The 16,076-nt window shown below is 33.6% G+C and carries 15 protein-coding genes; 10 read left to right on the forward strand and 5 right to left on the reverse strand.

The annotated features are described in order from the left end of the window. Positions 1–29: 29 nt before the first annotated feature. From lon to BM239_RS11285, 8 genes are all read left to right on the forward strand, one after another. The gene (lon, locus tag BM239_RS11250) at positions 30–2,480 is read left to right on the forward strand and encodes an endopeptidase La (protein ID WP_092208622.1); all 2,451 of its coding nucleotides are present in this window, start codon (positions 30–32) and stop codon (positions 2,478–2,480) included. Between the two features lie 117 nt (positions 2,481–2,597). Continuing rightward, the gene (gene porQ, locus BM239_RS11255) at positions 2,598–3,617 is read left to right on the forward strand and encodes a type IX secretion system protein PorQ (RefSeq protein ID WP_092208624.1); all 1,020 of its coding nucleotides are present in this window, start codon (positions 2,598–2,600) and stop codon (positions 3,615–3,617) included. Then, complete coding sequence (gene cmk, locus BM239_RS11260; RefSeq protein WP_092208626.1) at positions 3,618–4,313, forward strand: (d)CMP kinase; 696 nt, start codon at positions 3,618–3,620, stop codon at positions 4,311–4,313. It begins immediately after the preceding gene. Between the two features lie 229 nt (positions 4,314–4,542). Continuing rightward, positions 4,543–6,375, forward strand: a complete 1,833-nt coding sequence (gene rpsA / locus BM239_RS11265; RefSeq protein ID WP_092208628.1) for a 30S ribosomal protein S1 — start codon at positions 4,543–4,545, stop codon at positions 6,373–6,375. Between the two features lie 201 nt (positions 6,376–6,576). Next, on the forward strand, positions 6,577–7,116 hold the full coding sequence (gene pyrR, locus BM239_RS11270; RefSeq protein ID WP_092208630.1) for a bifunctional pyr operon transcriptional regulator/uracil phosphoribosyltransferase PyrR: 540 nt from the start codon (positions 6,577–6,579) through the stop codon (positions 7,114–7,116). Between the two features lie 72 nt (positions 7,117–7,188). Continuing rightward, positions 7,189–8,118, forward strand: a complete 930-nt coding sequence (locus tag BM239_RS11275; RefSeq protein WP_092208632.1) for an aspartate carbamoyltransferase catalytic subunit — start codon at positions 7,189–7,191, stop codon at positions 8,116–8,118. 4 nt (positions 8,119–8,122) lie between these two features. Then, positions 8,123–8,455, forward strand: coding sequence for a ribonuclease Z (locus tag BM239_RS11280; RefSeq protein WP_092208634.1), 333 nt, complete (start codon positions 8,123–8,125; stop codon positions 8,453–8,455). Positions 8,456–8,535: 80 nt separating this feature from the next. Further along, positions 8,536–9,441: a ribonuclease Z gene (locus BM239_RS11285; protein WP_092208636.1), complete on the forward strand. Its 906-nt coding sequence runs from the start codon at positions 8,536–8,538 to the stop codon at positions 9,439–9,441. Here BM239_RS11285 and BM239_RS11290 read toward each other — a convergent pair. After that, positions 9,431–9,847: a hypothetical protein gene (locus BM239_RS11290; RefSeq protein WP_092208638.1), complete on the reverse strand. Its 417-nt coding sequence runs from the start codon at positions 9,845–9,847 to the stop codon at positions 9,431–9,433. The two genes, BM239_RS11285 and BM239_RS11290, sit on opposite strands and share 11 nt — an antisense overlap. Before the next feature lie 80 nt (positions 9,848–9,927). Between BM239_RS11290 and pdxH the strand changes: the two genes are divergently transcribed. Together pdxH and BM239_RS11300 are read left to right on the forward strand one after the other, a co-directional pair. After that, positions 9,928–10,575, forward strand: coding sequence for a pyridoxamine 5'-phosphate oxidase (pdxH, locus tag BM239_RS11295; RefSeq protein WP_092208640.1), 648 nt, complete (start codon positions 9,928–9,930; stop codon positions 10,573–10,575). A 164-nt stretch (positions 10,576–10,739) separates the two neighbouring features. Then, positions 10,740–11,237 carry a CAP domain-containing protein gene (locus BM239_RS11300; RefSeq protein WP_092208642.1) on the forward strand — a complete coding sequence of 166 codons (498 nt, stop codon included), beginning with the start codon at positions 10,740–10,742 and terminating at the stop codon, positions 11,235–11,237. Positions 11,238–11,326: 89 nt separating this feature from the next. Here the strand turns inward: BM239_RS11300 and BM239_RS11305 are convergent, their stop codons facing one another. The 4 genes from BM239_RS11305 to BM239_RS11320 all read right to left on the reverse strand — a co-directional run. After that, positions 11,327–11,899, reverse strand: a complete 573-nt coding sequence (locus BM239_RS11305) for a hypothetical protein (protein ID WP_092208644.1) — start codon at positions 11,897–11,899, stop codon at positions 11,327–11,329. A gap of 217 nt (positions 11,900–12,116) precedes the next feature. After that, the gene (locus BM239_RS11310; protein ID WP_092208646.1) at positions 12,117–14,033 is read right to left on the reverse strand and encodes an OmpA family protein; all 1,917 of its coding nucleotides are present in this window, start codon (positions 14,031–14,033) and stop codon (positions 12,117–12,119) included. A gap of 11 nt (positions 14,034–14,044) precedes the next feature. Next, positions 14,045–14,974, reverse strand: coding sequence for a PorP/SprF family type IX secretion system membrane protein (locus BM239_RS11315; protein ID WP_092208648.1), 930 nt, complete (start codon positions 14,972–14,974; stop codon positions 14,045–14,047). Positions 14,975–14,985: 11 nt separating this feature from the next. Next, the coding region (locus BM239_RS11320) for a T9SS type B sorting domain-containing protein (RefSeq protein WP_143094918.1) at positions 14,986–16,076 on the reverse strand (1,091 nt) is incomplete at its 5' end.

The raw sequence follows: 16,076 nt of genomic DNA on the forward strand, positions 1-16,076 counted from the left end.
ATTAATGACAGAATGACTTAAATATATCTATGAAGAAATCTAATTTTTTAAGCCTTGACAGTTTGTCATTTCAAGATTTTGACGAAAATTCAGAATTAATTCCTTTAATGACACCTGAAGATGAAGAAGAAATAAATAAGGAAGCTCTACCAGAAACACTTCCTATTTTATCATTACGAAATACGGTTTTATTTCCTGGAGTGGTAATTCCTATTACAGCTGGTCGTGATAAATCCATCAAACTGATAAATGATGCCAATAAAGGTAGTAAGGTTATTGGTGTTGTATCACAAAAGGATGAAACCATTGAAAATCCAAAAGCTACCGATATTCACGAAACGGGTACTGTTGCACGTATTTTAAAAGTTTTAAAAATGCCCGATGGTAATACAACCGTTATTATTCAGGGTAAAAAGCGTTTTAAAATAAAAGAAGTTCTAACAGAAAGCCCTTATATAAAAGCAACTATTGAAGATGTTCCAGAGGCCAAGCCAGCTGAACAGAATAAAGAATTTGAAGCGATAATCGATTCTATTAAAGAATTGGCACTTCAAATTATAGAAGAAAGTCCAAGTATTCCTAGTGAAGCATCTTTCGCTATAAAAAATATTCAAAGTAATTCGTTTTTAATAAATTTTGTATCCTCTAACATGAATTTAAGTGTAGCGGAAAAGCAACGTTTATTAGAAACAAACGATTTAAAAGATCGTGCGCTTGAAACGTTGAAGTATATGAATATGGAGTTTCAGAAATTGGAACTTAAAAATGATATTCAATCCAAGGTTCAAAGTGATATGAACCAACAACAGCGTGAATATTTCTTACATCAGCAAATGAAAACCATTCAGGAAGAATTAGGTGGTGTAAGTCATGATGAAGAGTTAGAGGAAATGCGTAAGCGTTCCAAAAAAATGAAATGGGGAAAAAAAGAAGCCAAACACTTTGAAAAAGAATTGGCTAAAATGCAACGCATGAATCCGCAAGTTGCAGAGTATTCTATTCAACGCAATTATTTGGATTTATTTTTGGATTTACCTTGGAATAAATTTAGTAAAGATAAATTCGACTTAAAGCGTGCCCAACGTATTCTAGATCGTGATCATTATGGTTTAGAAGATGTAAAACGCCGAATTATTGAACATCTAGCCGTTGTAAAATTACGAGGCGATATGAAATCGCCAATCCTTTGTCTGTATGGACCTCCAGGAGTTGGTAAAACATCTTTAGGTAAGTCGGTAGCAGAAGCTTTAGGTCGTGAATATGTACGTATGTCTTTAGGTGGTTTACGGGATGAAGCAGAAATACGAGGCCATCGTAAAACCTATATAGGCGCCATGCCAGGCCGTATTTTACAGAACTTAAAGAAAGCAGGAACATCCAATCCCGTTTTTGTATTAGATGAAATTGATAAATTGTCTAATTCGAATCAAGGCGATCCGTCATCAGCCATGTTAGAAGTCTTAGACCCTGAACAAAATAGCGAGTTCCATGATAACTTTTTAGAAATGGGCTTCGATTTGTCTAAAGTTATGTTTATAGCAACATCCAATAGTTTATCTACCATTCAGCCAGCTTTATTGGATAGAATGGAGATTATAAATGTAACAGGTTATACCATTGAAGAAAAAGTAGAAATAGCAAAACGCCATTTATTACCAAAACAATTAAAGGAGCATGGTTTAACTGAAAAACATCTTAAAATAGCCAAGCCGCAATTAGAGAAAATTGTTGAAGGTTATACCCGAGAGTCTGGTGTTCGTGGTTTAGAAAAGCAATTAGCCAAAATGGTGCGTTATGCAGCCAAAAACATTGCTATGGAAGAAACCTACAATGTGAAAATTTCTAATGCCGATATTGTTGAAGTTCTTGGAGGTCCTAAATTGGAACGCGATAAGTATGAGAATAATAACGTTGCAGGTGTTGTAACAGGTTTGGCTTGGACACGCGTAGGAGGTGATATTTTATTTATTGAATCTATTTTATCTAAAGGAAAAGGAAACTTAACTGTTACAGGTAATTTAGGTAAAGTAATGAAGGAGTCAGCTACGATAGCCATGGAGTATATCAAATCTAATGCAGACGAATTAGGTTTAGATCCCGAAGTTTTTGATAAGTATAATGTGCATATTCACGTACCTGAAGGCGCAACACCTAAAGATGGTCCAAGTGCTGGTGTTACGATGTTAACTTCATTAGTGTCTTTATTTACGCAGAAAAAAGTAAAAAATAGTTTAGCCATGACAGGCGAAATTACGCTTCGCGGTAAAGTATTACCAGTAGGTGGTATTAAGGAGAAAATTCTTGCTGCAAAACGTGCGCGTATAAAAGAAATTTTATTGTGTGAAGAAAACCGAAGAGATATTGAAGAAATTAAACCAGAGTATTTAAAAGGTTTAACCTTTCATTATGTGTCTGAAATGAGCGATGTTATTAAGTTAGCACTCACTAATCAGAAGGTGAAGAATGCCAAAAAACTGTAAAAAGTGACATTACATAGATTAAAACCTCGAAATTATTTTCGAGGTTTTTTTATGATGCAAAAATAAATTATACTTGCAGCCGTTTATAGTTAGACTTACTTTTCGTTGTAACCTTATATGTTAAAGAATATTACCACTCTTTTTTGTTTGCTTTTAGGCCTTTCTGCTATTGCGCAAGTTGGTGGTGAGTCTACCTATCAGTTTTTAAATTTAATTTCCTCACCACGTCAAGCTGCTTTGGGTGGTAAAGTTTTTACCAATTTGGATTATGATGTTTCACAAGCATTAACCAATCCTTCCGCCATAAATGATGAAATGGATAATCAATTAGCGCTTAATTATTCAAGCTATCTAGGAGGCATCAGCTACGGAACAGCTGCATATGGTTATACTTGGGATAGACGTACACTTACCTTTTTTGGAGGTGTTACTTATATAAATTATGGAAGTTTTGATGGCTATGACGAGCAAGGAAATTCCACAGGCTCGTTTAGTGGAAATGAAGCGGCCATCTCTTTCGGACACTCCAGACAAATTGGTTATTCCGATTTCTATTTAGGTGGAACCATTAAATTAATTACATCCAAATTAGAACAATACAACTCCTTTGGAGCTGCTTTAGATGCTGGTTTAATGTATGTAAATGAAGATATTGAATTTCAAGCCACATTAGTGGTTCGTAATTTAGGGTTGCAAATAACCACTTACGCTGGGCAAAATGAGCCGCTACCGTTTGAAGTTGCCTTTGGTATGTCGCAAACATTAGAGAACGTACCGCTACGATGGCATTTAACATTTGAAAATTTACAGAAATGGCCAATTGGTGTTTCTAATCCAGCTCGTGCAGAAACCGATTTAGAAGGAAATCAAACTCAAGAAAAAGTTGGTTTTTTTGGAAATGTAATTCGACATACTATCGTGGGTGCAGAAATTTTTCCAGAAGGAGCATTTAATATTCGCGTTGGATATAATTTCAGAAAAGGAGAGGAGCTCCGTATTGTAGATCAACGAAATTTTTCTGGTATTTCTGCTGGAATTGGACTAAAATTAAATAAATTTAGATTTAGTTTTACGCATGTTCGCTATACAAGCGCATCCAATGCCAATTTTTTCGGCATGCAATTAGATTTAAGATAAATGCAAAAAATAACGATTGCTATAGACGGTTTTTCTTCAACAGGCAAAAGTACCGTTGCCAAACAATTAGCCAAACATTTAGGATATATATATGTGGATTCTGGTGCTATGTATCGTGCAGTAACTTACTATGCCATGAAATATGGTTTTATTGATTCTACCCAATTTGATGTTGTTGGTTTGGTTTCTAAACTCCATGATGTAGTTATTTATTTCAAACTAAATGAAACCACAAATGTTGCTGATGTATATCTAAATGGTGAAAATATAGAAAAAGCCATACGCACGTTAGAAGTTTCTAATTTTGTGAGTCAAGTTGCCGCTATCCCAGAAGTCCGTTATCAATTAGTAAAACAGCAACAAAAAATGGGTGCTGAAAAAGGTGTGGTTATGGATGGTCGTGATATTGGAACTGTGGTATTTCCTCAAGCAGAACTCAAAATATTTATGACAGCCTCTGCGGAAACACGTGCTACTCGTCGTTTTGATGAACTAACTAGTCGTGGTGATACGGTAACCTATAATGATGTACTCCATAATATTCAAGAGCGGGATTATATTGATTCTAACCGAGAAGATTCGCCATTAATAAAAGCAGCTGATGCTATTGAAATAGATAATTCTCATATGTCTTTGGATCAACAATTTCAAAAAATCGTGAAACTAGCAGAAGTAGCGATTCAAGAAAATAACTAAATCTTTAATTTTTAGAAAATTACTTATTGTTTAATTGCAGAAAATATAGTATTTTTGCACTCCTTTTAGCGACGTGTTAGAAAATAAAAGGAATAAACTAAAAAAAACAATAATCCTTCTGTGTGTTAGTCGCCTAAAATTTCTAAAATAACACAGAATACAAAACACAATGCGCTTGCGTTTTCGCGAAGTTGGAAATTTCTAAACGCATTGTATTAACTTATATTAAATGGCTGAAAAAGCAAAACAAGCAGAAGTTGAAGCAACGGAAGCAACAGAAGTAAAAACTGCAGAAGCTCCAGTTGTATCTGAAGCACAAGCAAACCCTGAAAAATTCTTAAAAGATTTTAACTGGCATAATTACCAAGAGGGTATTGATGAGGTTGAAGATTCTCAATTAAAAGAATTTGAAAAATTAGTAGCAGAAAATTTCGTAGACACTTTAGATGATGAGGTTGTTGAAGGTGAAGTTATCCACATTTCAGATCGTGATGCCATTATTGACATCAACGCAAAATCTGAAGGTGTTATTTCATTAAACGAATTCCGTTACAATCCTAACTTAAAAGTTGGTGATAAAGTAGAAGTATTAATTGATGTTCGTGAAGACGCAACAGGACAATTAGTATTATCTCACAGAAAAGCACGTGTAATTAAAGCGTGGGATCGCGTTAATGCAGCTCATGAAACAGGTGAAATCGTTAATGGTTTTGTTAAGTGCAGAACTAAAGGTGGTATGATTGTAGATGTTTTCGGTATCGAAGCATTCTTACCAGGTTCTCAAATTGATGTGAAGCCAATTCGCGATTACGATCAGTATGTTAATAAAACAATGGAATTCAAAGTTGTTAAAATCAACCACGAATTTAAAAACGTTGTTGTTTCTCATAAAGCTCTTATTGAGGCTGATATTGAAGAGCAGAAGAAAGAAATTATTGGTCAATTAGAAAAAGGACAAGTATTAGAAGGTATTGTTAAGAACATTACATCTTATGGTGTCTTTATTGATCTTGGTGGTGTTGACGGTTTAGTTCACATTACAGATCTTTCTTGGTCTCGTATTAACCATCCAAATGAAATTGTTGAGTTAGATCAGAAATTAAATGTTGTAATTCTTGATTTTGATGAAAACAAATCTAGAATCCAATTAGGTCTTAAGCAATTATCTAAACACCCATGGGATGCTTTAGGTGAAGAGGTAAGCGTTGGTGACAAGGTGAAAGGTAAAGTAGTTGTTATTGCAGATTATGGTGCATTTATTGAAGTAGCAGATGGCGTTGAAGGATTAATTCACGTTTCAGAAATGTCTTGGTCAACCCACTTACGTTCAGCACAAGATTTCGTTTCAGTAGGAGATGAGGTTGATGCCGTTATCCTAACGTTAGATAGAGAAGAGCGTAAAATGTCTCTTGGAATTAAGCAATTAACACCAGACCCTTGGACAGATATTACTAAAAAATATCCTGTAGGCTCTAAGCATTCAGGTATTGTACGTAACTTTACAAACTTTGGTGTGTTTGTTGAACTAGAAGAAGGTATTGATGGTTTAATTTATATCTCTGATTTATCTTGGACTAAAAAAATCAAGCATCCTAGTGAGTTCTGTAATGTAGGTGATACATTAGATGTTGTTGTTCTTGAATTAGATGTTGAAGGTCGTAAATTAAGTTTAGGACACAAACAAACTACAGATAACCCTTGGGATAAATATGAAACAGAATTCGCTGTAGGAACTGTTCACAAAGCTGAATTAACTGAAATCGTTGACAAAGGTGCAACTATTGATTTTAATGAAGATATTGTAGCATTCGTACCGTCTCGTCACCTTGAAAAAGAAGATGGCAAGAAATTGAAAAAAGGCGAAGAGGCTGAATTCAAAATCATTGAATTTAATAAAGAGTTCAAACGTGTTGTGGCATCTCATACAGCAATCTTCAGAGAAGAAGAAGCTGCCAATGTAAAAGCAGCTGCTGCCGCAAATGCTGCCGCAGAAGTTAAGCCTACTTTAGGTGATGCTAATGATGCATTACAAGCTCTTAAAGATAAAATGGAAGGAAAATAATTTCCCCATTCTATTATAATACTCAAAAGCCTTCAATTTATTGAAGGCTTTTTTTGTACGTTTATTTTTTCTTTTTAAATATAGAATAACTCTAAAAATAGTAACAATACTATTCAAACTCCAAATGCTTTGAAGCATAAAAGCGTTGTACAAGCAATATTTTTAGTGTAACTTTGTTTAGCAAATATGTCTGAATAGTCTATGAGTCAAAAAGTGTTACTTAACGCCAAAGAAATTAACATCATTCTTCATCGATTGGCTTGCCAACTTATTGAAAATCATAACGACTTTACGAATACCGTCTTAATTGGTATTCAACCAAGAGGTAAATTCCTTGCTAACCGTTTAGCAGCCATGTTAAAAGATGACTATAAAATTAAAAATGTCCAATTAGGGCTTTTAGATATTACCTTTTTTAGAGACGATTTTAGACGCGGCGAAAAAACCCTTGAAGCCAATACCACCGAAATTAATTTTTTAGTTGAAGACAAGAAAATTGTTTTTATAGATGATGTATTATATACTGGACGAAGCATTCGTTCGGCGCTAACAGCTATACAATCTTTTGGCAGACCTCATGAAATTGAGCTTTTAACATTAATAGACAGGCGCTTTAGTAGGCATTTGCCCATTCAACCTAATTATAAAGGTCGGCAAGTTGATGCTATAAATAACGAACGCGTGAAAGTGAATTGGGTAGAAAATGAAGGAGAAGATGCTGTATACTTGGTAAATAACTAGAAAAGAGAACAGAATTAAGAGAAAAGCACACAGATTAGATAACTGTAAATTGCTACTGAAAACTAAAAGAGTATGAGCGAATTAAGTGTCAACCATTTATTAGGAATAAAATATCTTAATAAAGACGATATCAAGCTTATTTTTGAAACGGCCGATCACTTTAAGGAAGTGATAAACAGACCAATTAAAAAAGTACCTTCGCTAAGAGATATTACAATTGCTAACTTATTTTTTGAAAACTCTACCCGAACTAAATTATCGTTTGAATTAGCAGAGAAACGATTGTCTGCTGATGTAATAAATTTTTCAGCCTCACAATCATCAGTAAAAAAAGGCGAAACATTAATAGATACCGTGAACAACATATTATCCATGAAAGTGGATATGGTTGTTATGCGCCATCCCAATCCTGGCGCAAGCGTATTTCTATCGCAACACGTTAATGCACGTATTATTAATGCAGGCGATGGAGCACATGAACACCCAACCCAAGCCTTATTAGATTCTTATTCCATACGAGAACGGCTGGGTGAAGTAAAGGGGAAAAAAGTGGTTATTGTTGGCGATATTTTACACAGCCGTGTAGCTTTATCAAATATTTTTGCTTTACAATTACAAGGTGCAGAAGTTATGGTTTGCGGTCCAAAAACACTCCTGCCAAAATATATTGATAAATTAGGTGTAAAAGTAGAAACCAATTTATTGAAAGCTTTAAATTGGTGTGATGTTGCTAATATGCTACGTGTTCAGAATGAACGGATGGAAGTTAATTATTTTCCATCAACTAGAGAGTATACCCAACAATATGGCGTAACTATGGATGTTCTTAATAGTTTAAAAAAGGAAATTACTATTATGCACCCTGGACCTATAAATCGCGGTGTAGAAATTACCAGTGAAGTGGCAGATTCTAACCAGGCCATTATTTTAAATCAAGTTGAAAATGGTGTAGCAGTAAGAATGGCAATTATTTATTTACTAGCATCCAAAATAAAACAATAAATGTATGATTTTTAATAAAGAAGAAAACACAACCATTATTACCCAAGAGAAAGCTTCGGTAATAGAACTAGTAAAAAAAATTGATGTACTTTACGAACGCTTTAAAAACGATAATATTATCGTTAATTTAAGTTCTTTAAAGCCGGTTACATTACAAGATATTGTAGAATTTCTTCAACTATCTAATAAGCATAGAAAAGCAAAACAATCCTTTGTTATTGTTACGAATCAAGCAAATTTAGATGAAATGCCAGACGAATTGGTAGTAGTTCCTACCGTTAAAGAAGCGCATGATATTATCGAAATGGAAGAAATGGAACGTGATTTAGGTTTATAAAAAAGTTTGTTGTTATGTCGTATGGAGTTAAGCTGTCTGAACTCTTAAAAGACTTAACAACTTAACGACAAATAACAAAAATGAAGCTTACCATTTTAGGCTGTTTTAGTGCCACACCAAGAACGGATACCAATCCAACGTCTCAAGTTCTTGAAATAAACAATCATTTGTTTCTTATAGATTGTGGTGAAGGAACACAAGTAGAATTACGACGGAACAAAATTAAGTTTGCCAGAATAAAACATATTTTTATTTCGCATTTACATGGTGATCATTTTTTTGGACTTGTTGGATTAATTTCTACTTTTCGACTTTTAACACGTGAAACGGAACTACATATATACGGACCAAAAGGCTTAAAAGATATTATAACACTTCAAATGAAGTTGTCAGAGTCATGGACAAATTATCCACTCATTTTCCATGAACTAACATCAAAACATTCCGAGCTTATTTTTGAAGATGAAAAAGTGGAAGTCTACACCATACCTTTAGATCATCGAGTTTATACCAATGGTTTTTTATTTAAGGAAAAACCAGGAGATCGTAATCTAGATATGAATGCGGTTTTAAATGCGGATATTGATGTCGCTTACTACCGAAAAATTAAACAAGGTTTTGATGTAGAAAATAAACAAGGTGTTAAAATTCCTAATCATCAAGTTACAAAAGATCCAAGTAAACCTAAAAGCTATGCGTTCTGTAGTGACACTGCTTATTCTGAAGCCATTATACCAGTAATAAAACATGTTGATTTACTATATCATGAATCCACATTTTTAGAAAAACATGAAAAATTAGCTGCACCAACCAAGCATAGTACGGCCAAGCAAGCTGCTAGAATTGCTAAACAGGCAGAAGTTGGTATGTTGCTTTTAGGACATTATTCCACGCGCTACGATAATTTAAAAGAGTTTAAATCTGAAGCTGAAACGATATTTAAATCTGTAGAACTAGCTAGAGATGGTAAAGAAATTACGTTTTAAACTCTTTTAAATTTTGCATCCAAAAAATAGCTTCTTCAAGACTGGAGCAGCGTTTAATACTATTGGTAGAAAACTGCTTCTCTAATGTTGCATTTCGATAGCCAAAGTCATCGTAGATTACAATAGCAGATGCAATAACAAACCCGTATTCCTTATTAAATTTATGCCATAAATTAGGATCTATGGAGTAGTGGTTTATACGATTTGTAATGTGTCCTATTTTTAAATGTGGTCCATAAAAATCAATCAAATAATCTGATATTTCTTTAATTTTTGGCCAATCGAAATGAATTTCTTCGGTGTGTTCAGCAATTATATAATTATCAAAAAGGTAATAAGTGCCAAAAGGGAACACTACTTTATGATGTTTTAATTGGGTGAAATAAATACTATTTTCAAATTTCATTCTGTCAAATAATGCTTAAATTTAGGGCGAATTATGCATATATTACACACAAATGTAATAAAAAAATAATGACAATCTCAATGGACAGAGACTTAAGTAATTACAGAAAAACCTACAATAAAGGGGAACTTTTATTAGAGGATACACCCGAAAACCCTTTAGAGCTTTTTAAAAAATGGTTTCACGAGGTAGACACGTATTTTGAAGAAGACGAAACCAACGCCATGACCATTTCAACTATAGGCTTAGATGGATTTCCAAAAAATCGCGTGGTGCTATTAAAACGTTTTACCTATGAAGGTTTTATTTTTTTTACCAATTATGAAAGTGAAAAAGGTCAAGCTATAGCTAAAAACCCTAATGTCTGTTTGTCATTTTTTTGGCATGGCGCAGAGCGTCAAATTATTATTAAAGGCACTGCAGAAAAATTAGCCGAAAATTTAAGTGATGGTTATTTTGAATCAAGGCCAAGAGGAAGTCAATTGGGAGCTATTGCATCAAATCAAAGTTCTGTTGTTAAAGATAGAAAACAATTGGAGACAGATTTACGGAATTTGGAAATACAATATGAAGGTAAAGAAATACCAAGACCCGATTTTTGGGGTGGATATTTAGTCAGACCAGTTTCTATAGAGTTTTGGCAAGGACGCCCAAATAGATTACATGATCGGATTCATTATCAGTTAGATGCAACATATAATTGGATTAAAAATCGATTATCACCATGATATTGACGATGAAATGCATAAATACACACCTTCAAAATGTATTTCATCGATTAAAAACATTAAAAACCGATTAAAAGCACGTTTTTCATCGATTTTAACATTTTGTTAACAGTTGTTTAGAAAAAGGATTCTATTTTTATAATCCCAAATCTAAATAACCTACAATGAAAAAGTTTACTTTACTACCAGTCATGGTATTATTAGTCATGTTTATGACTTCTTGTTCTTCAGATCCAATAGAGGACAAAGCAGCAGAAATTAATACAGAGAATTTAGTTGTTCCAGAAACCAAAACCATTGAAATTGAGATTATGGAATTAATTAATGATTACCGTTTATCTAAAGGATTAAATCCCTTGGATAATGTAGGGATTATTAAAGCACAAGCTTATAATCATACAGAATACATGATTACGTATAATAATGTATCTCATGATAATTTTTACCAACGTAAAGCATTTTTAGAGAGTAGTTTGGGTGCACGTGATGTATCAGAAAACGTTGCTTATGGTTTTACTTCCGCTCAAACGGTTGTAAACGCTTGGTTAAATAGTGCAAGTCATAAAGCAAATATAGAGGGAGATTTTACAGATTTTGACCTATCAGCAGATCAAAACGCTGAAGGCGATTGGTATTATACAAACATATTTGTAAAGAAATAAATAAGAATTTATTTAGATTATTTTTATAAAAAAAACTACCACTTGGGTTACCAAGTTGGTAGTTTTTTGTTTGCTATAGATTCTTTACTTTAAAAACGATAGCCTAGACGTAAATGAAGGTTAAGTGCTAGATCGGCTTCATTATCAAAAGAGATGTTTGTAGGATTAAAAAAATGAATATAACCAATACCAATTCCGGTTTCATAATTAAAATGTTTTCCAATTTGACGTCTAATTCCCCAAGTTGGGACAATAGAAAAATCACTTATAAAATTGACATTGTCATAGTTAGAAGCAACAATTAGGTCGGGATGGTAAGTTGTTTTTAAAGCAATGAAATTTCCGCTGTTACCTGAAATATTTCGGGACTTTTTAACACGCTTATTTAGATTATAATACCAACGTGGTTCTAAAGTGATGGCAGGAACTAGAAAATATCCCGTTTTAGAATAATTAGCACCATCAAAAATACCGGCATCCAAACCTATTTCAGTTCTTAATGCTATACTATTACTTAACCTAGCTTCATGGTTAGCCCAGATGCCCAAGAAACCAGTTTGTATACCAAAAACAGATTTTTCAACACTAGCCGAAGTTGTTTGTGCTTGAGCTGAATAGTAAATACAGAATACAAGAAATGCGCGTACTAAATTATGTTTCATTAGAATTATAAGTAGATTGAGATTTTTTTTTTAGGAGATAAATTTACTCTAATTAACTCATTAAATCATATCTATTTGAAAATTTAAAAGCCACTCCAAATGGAGTGGCTTTTGAGTTAATAAGATTATTGTTAGGAAGGTTTTAATGATGTGTAAGCATATTAAATCAATTCGCTAATCTTTATTAACTACGTATTTTAATTAAATATAAATTTCGTTATTCTGAATCTTTAAGGATAATAAATTTTGAACGTCTGTTTTCCTGGTGTTCTTCAGCAGTACATTTTACGCCATTAGAGCATTTGTTTACTAGTCTTGTTTCGCCATAACCAATAGCACTTTCTATACGTTCGTTAGAAATACCTCTTGAGTATAAATATTCTTGAGTAGATTTAGCGCGTCTGTCCGAGAGTTTTAGGTTATAATTGTCACCACCACGACTATCTGTGTGAGATTCAATTTTAATAACCATATTTGGGTGAGCTCGCATAACAGAAACAATGTTTTCTAACTCATAAGCTGCATCTGCTCTAATTCCCCATTTATCAAAATCAAAGAAAATTGGGTTAATGACAATTTCATTATCATTAATTAACGGAATTAAATTCAAGTCCACTACGTGTTCCTCACCTGTAACATCTGTTGTTTCAACATCCTGTAAATCGTCTTTGTAATCTGCTTTCATTCCTAGCACTTTATACTTTTGACTACAGTCAGCTTCCATTTCGTAAAGGCCATTTTCATCACTCGTTACCTCTTTAACAATTTTACCAGACTCATCAATTAATTGTACGGTTGCCATTGGAATTGGTGTTAGTAATTTACTATCTCTAACAGTTCCTGTAATCATTTGTTTACATGGTTGTGCCGTAAAGCCATAAATATCATCACCGCCTTTTCCGTCTGCGCGGTTAGAAGAGAAATATCCTTTTTGCGTATCACTATCTACAAAGTATGCAAAATCATCAAATCCGCTGTTGTAAGGTGCTCCCATGTTTTCAACTTCTGCCTCTTCATCTTTTAAAATATTTGTTTTAAAAATATCTAATAAGCCAAGATTTAAATAACCATCAGAAGAAAAATAGAGTGTACTATCTTTAGCTACAAAAGGAAACATTTCGCGTCCTTCAGTATTTACTTTTGGACCTAAATTTACGGGTGCATCATAAGAATCACCTCGGATAGCAACTTGATAAATATCAGTTTGTCCAAAGCCTCCTTCACGATCAGAAACAAAATAAAGTATTTTATTATCAGGACTTAAAGTTGGGTGACCCGTTGAATAGATATCATCATTAAAAGGTAGTTCTACAACCTGATCCCAACTACCATCTTGAGCTTTTGTTGCTTTATAAATTTTAAGATGTGATGTCCCTTTTTTATCATATACCGGTTTATTCTTCTTATTTACATTATCCCGAGTAAAATACATCGTATTACCATCATTGGTTATAGCTACACTAGCTTCATGAACATCATCTCGATCTTTTTCTTTAATATTTATACTAGTTGGATTTGAAATGCTGTCAATATTATTTTCGCTATTGCTGACTTCTGCAGAATAGATATCTAAATATGGTTCGTTATTCCATTTGTAAATCTCATTATCGGTATTTCTAGCAGAAGCAAAGTACATGTTGTTATTGTAAACAAAAGCACCAAAATCAGAATATTTTGAATTTATATCAAGGTTTTTAATTTTAACTTCTACCCCTTGTTTGGATTTTAAAGATTCATAAAGAGCTATATTACTTCCGTCAAGTTCATCGGCACGTCTATCATCATTCTGAATGGTTTTAAATTTAACTAACCAATTATCAGCTTCTTCATAATTACCTAAACTACGCTGCGTTTGGATGTATTTGTAGATATATTCAGGATTAACTTTTTTGTATTTATTTAAGGCTAATTTATACCATATTGCAGCAGATTCCGTATCAGAATTGTTATAGTAACTATCGCCCAAACGTGTTAACACATGCTCGCTGCTATCACCTTTTTTTACAGTCTCTTCATATAATTCTGCAGCTTTAACATACGAGTAATTTTCGAAAAATATGTCAGCTACTTTTTTTTGCGAAAATAGTAACGTACTACTTAATGCAATAAATGTGAATATAATTTTAGTTTTCATACGATTATATTTTAGAAGTATCTAGGTGATTTAATTCGTTTTGTTTTAAATAATTCAAACATGACTAATATTTCATGGGTACCTCCCGTATAGTCAATTAAGTCAGATAATGGGTATTCATATGCGTAACCAATACGTAATTGTTTTGATACTTGAAAATCTACAATCCCAGCTAATGCTGATGTTTGGTTATCAATTCGGTAACCTCCACCAGCCCAAAATTTCTCATAGAATAAGAAATTGGCAGTAATATCAAAAGAGAGTGGTGCACCATTGGTTGCCTTTAAAAGGAATGCAGGTTTTAATTTCGTGTTTTCACTTAAGGTGAATACGTAACCACCCGTAAAATAATAACTAACACGTTCTAAAGCAGCATAATCTTGGCCAACCCCATTTTCATCATTATAATCATTTGTAAGAATTCGTGGCGTTGACAAACCTAAATACCATTTAGCAGAATGCCAATAAATACCAGCACCAATATTTGGAGACCAACGATCGTCAATACCATAAATACTTGGGTCATTTCCAGAAATATCAGCAGCATTTCTATCTAATGTATAGCTTGTAAAACCAGCTTTTACACCAAATGCTAATTCAGTTTTTTGACCTGTTTGAATTGTATATGAAAAATCACCGTATAGATACGAGAAACGTTCATCCCCTAATTTATCATTAATAAAAGATAGTCCTAAACCAATTTTATCATTTCTTAAAGGGGAATGTACTGATAAGGTTTGTGTAATTGGTCCACCATCAAAGCCAACCCATTGACTTCTATGTAAACCAACAACACTTAAAGTTTCTCTACTTCCTGCATATGCAGGGTTTATAGATATGGTATTGTACATATACTGCGTAAACTGTGGTAATTGTTGTGCAATTCCAACCGTACAACTTAATAATGCAAATGCAATTATATACTGTTTTATAAGTTTCATAGGTTAAATTTTTATTTGGTTCCTACGTAGAAGTAACCTGTTAATGGTTTAAATCCACTATTTCGTACGTTAATGATATAATAATATGTTCCAGTTGGTACTTTATCAGCACCACCTATAGAGGATTGGTGTGCTGAACCGTTCCAATTGTTTTGATAGTTATTTGCTTTGTATATGATTGCGCCCCATCTATTAAAGATTTGAACATCATATGCATATCCACAACCATTAACGCCTGATATTTCGAAATTCTCATTCCATTGATCACCGTTTGGTGTGATAGCTGTTGAAACGACTATATTTTCTCTGTCGCAAGGTTCAGGAGCTAATACAATACAATCAGCGTTAATATTTAGGGTTACTTCAGTAGTGTTAGAACAGCCATTGTCCATAGCCGTATAACTAAAAATGTAGTCACCCAAATCAACTGTTAACGGGTCAAAGAAGCTACCGTCCAATATTACATTGTTAGAAACTGACATCCAGGTGCCAGAGGTATTTGATCCATTATAATAATCAAATAAATCAATAATACCATCATCAATACAACGATCATCACTTACAGTTGTTATTGTGTTTTCATTTGTCACAAATACTGCTTGACTTAATTGAGCTTCGTTTCCACAGGTATCTACAACTGTCCAATTCCAAATAATTTCATAATCTGTTTCAGAACCATCTGACGTGTTTACTTCTTCAAAGTTAACTATGGTTACATCACTCGAACAATCGTCAAAGACTAAAACTGGAGGTTCAGGTACTTGACTGCACGATACGAATATATCGGTTAAATCATTAGTCGCCACAGGCGCTGTAGTATCAGCCACTGTAATGGTTTGTGATACACTAGAGGTGTTATTACAAGCATCGGTAAATGTCCAAGTACGCGTTACAATAACATTACAAGGATCCGAATCATCAGTGGTATCCACAGGCGAAGCAACAATATCACCAGCACAATTATCAGTAGCTGTTAAATCGATAGCAGCTGGTAACTCTGTTACACACTGTGCCGTTACATCAGCAGGAGCAGCAGGAGCCACAGGCGCTGTAGTATCAGCCACTGTAATGGTTTGTGATACACTAGAGGTGTTATTACAAG

The sequence above is a fragment of the Algorimicrobium echini genome, assembly GCF_900115185.1.
In the GTDB taxonomy this organism is placed as follows: Bacteria; Bacteroidota; Bacteroidia; order Flavobacteriales; family Flavobacteriaceae; genus Algorimicrobium; species Algorimicrobium echini.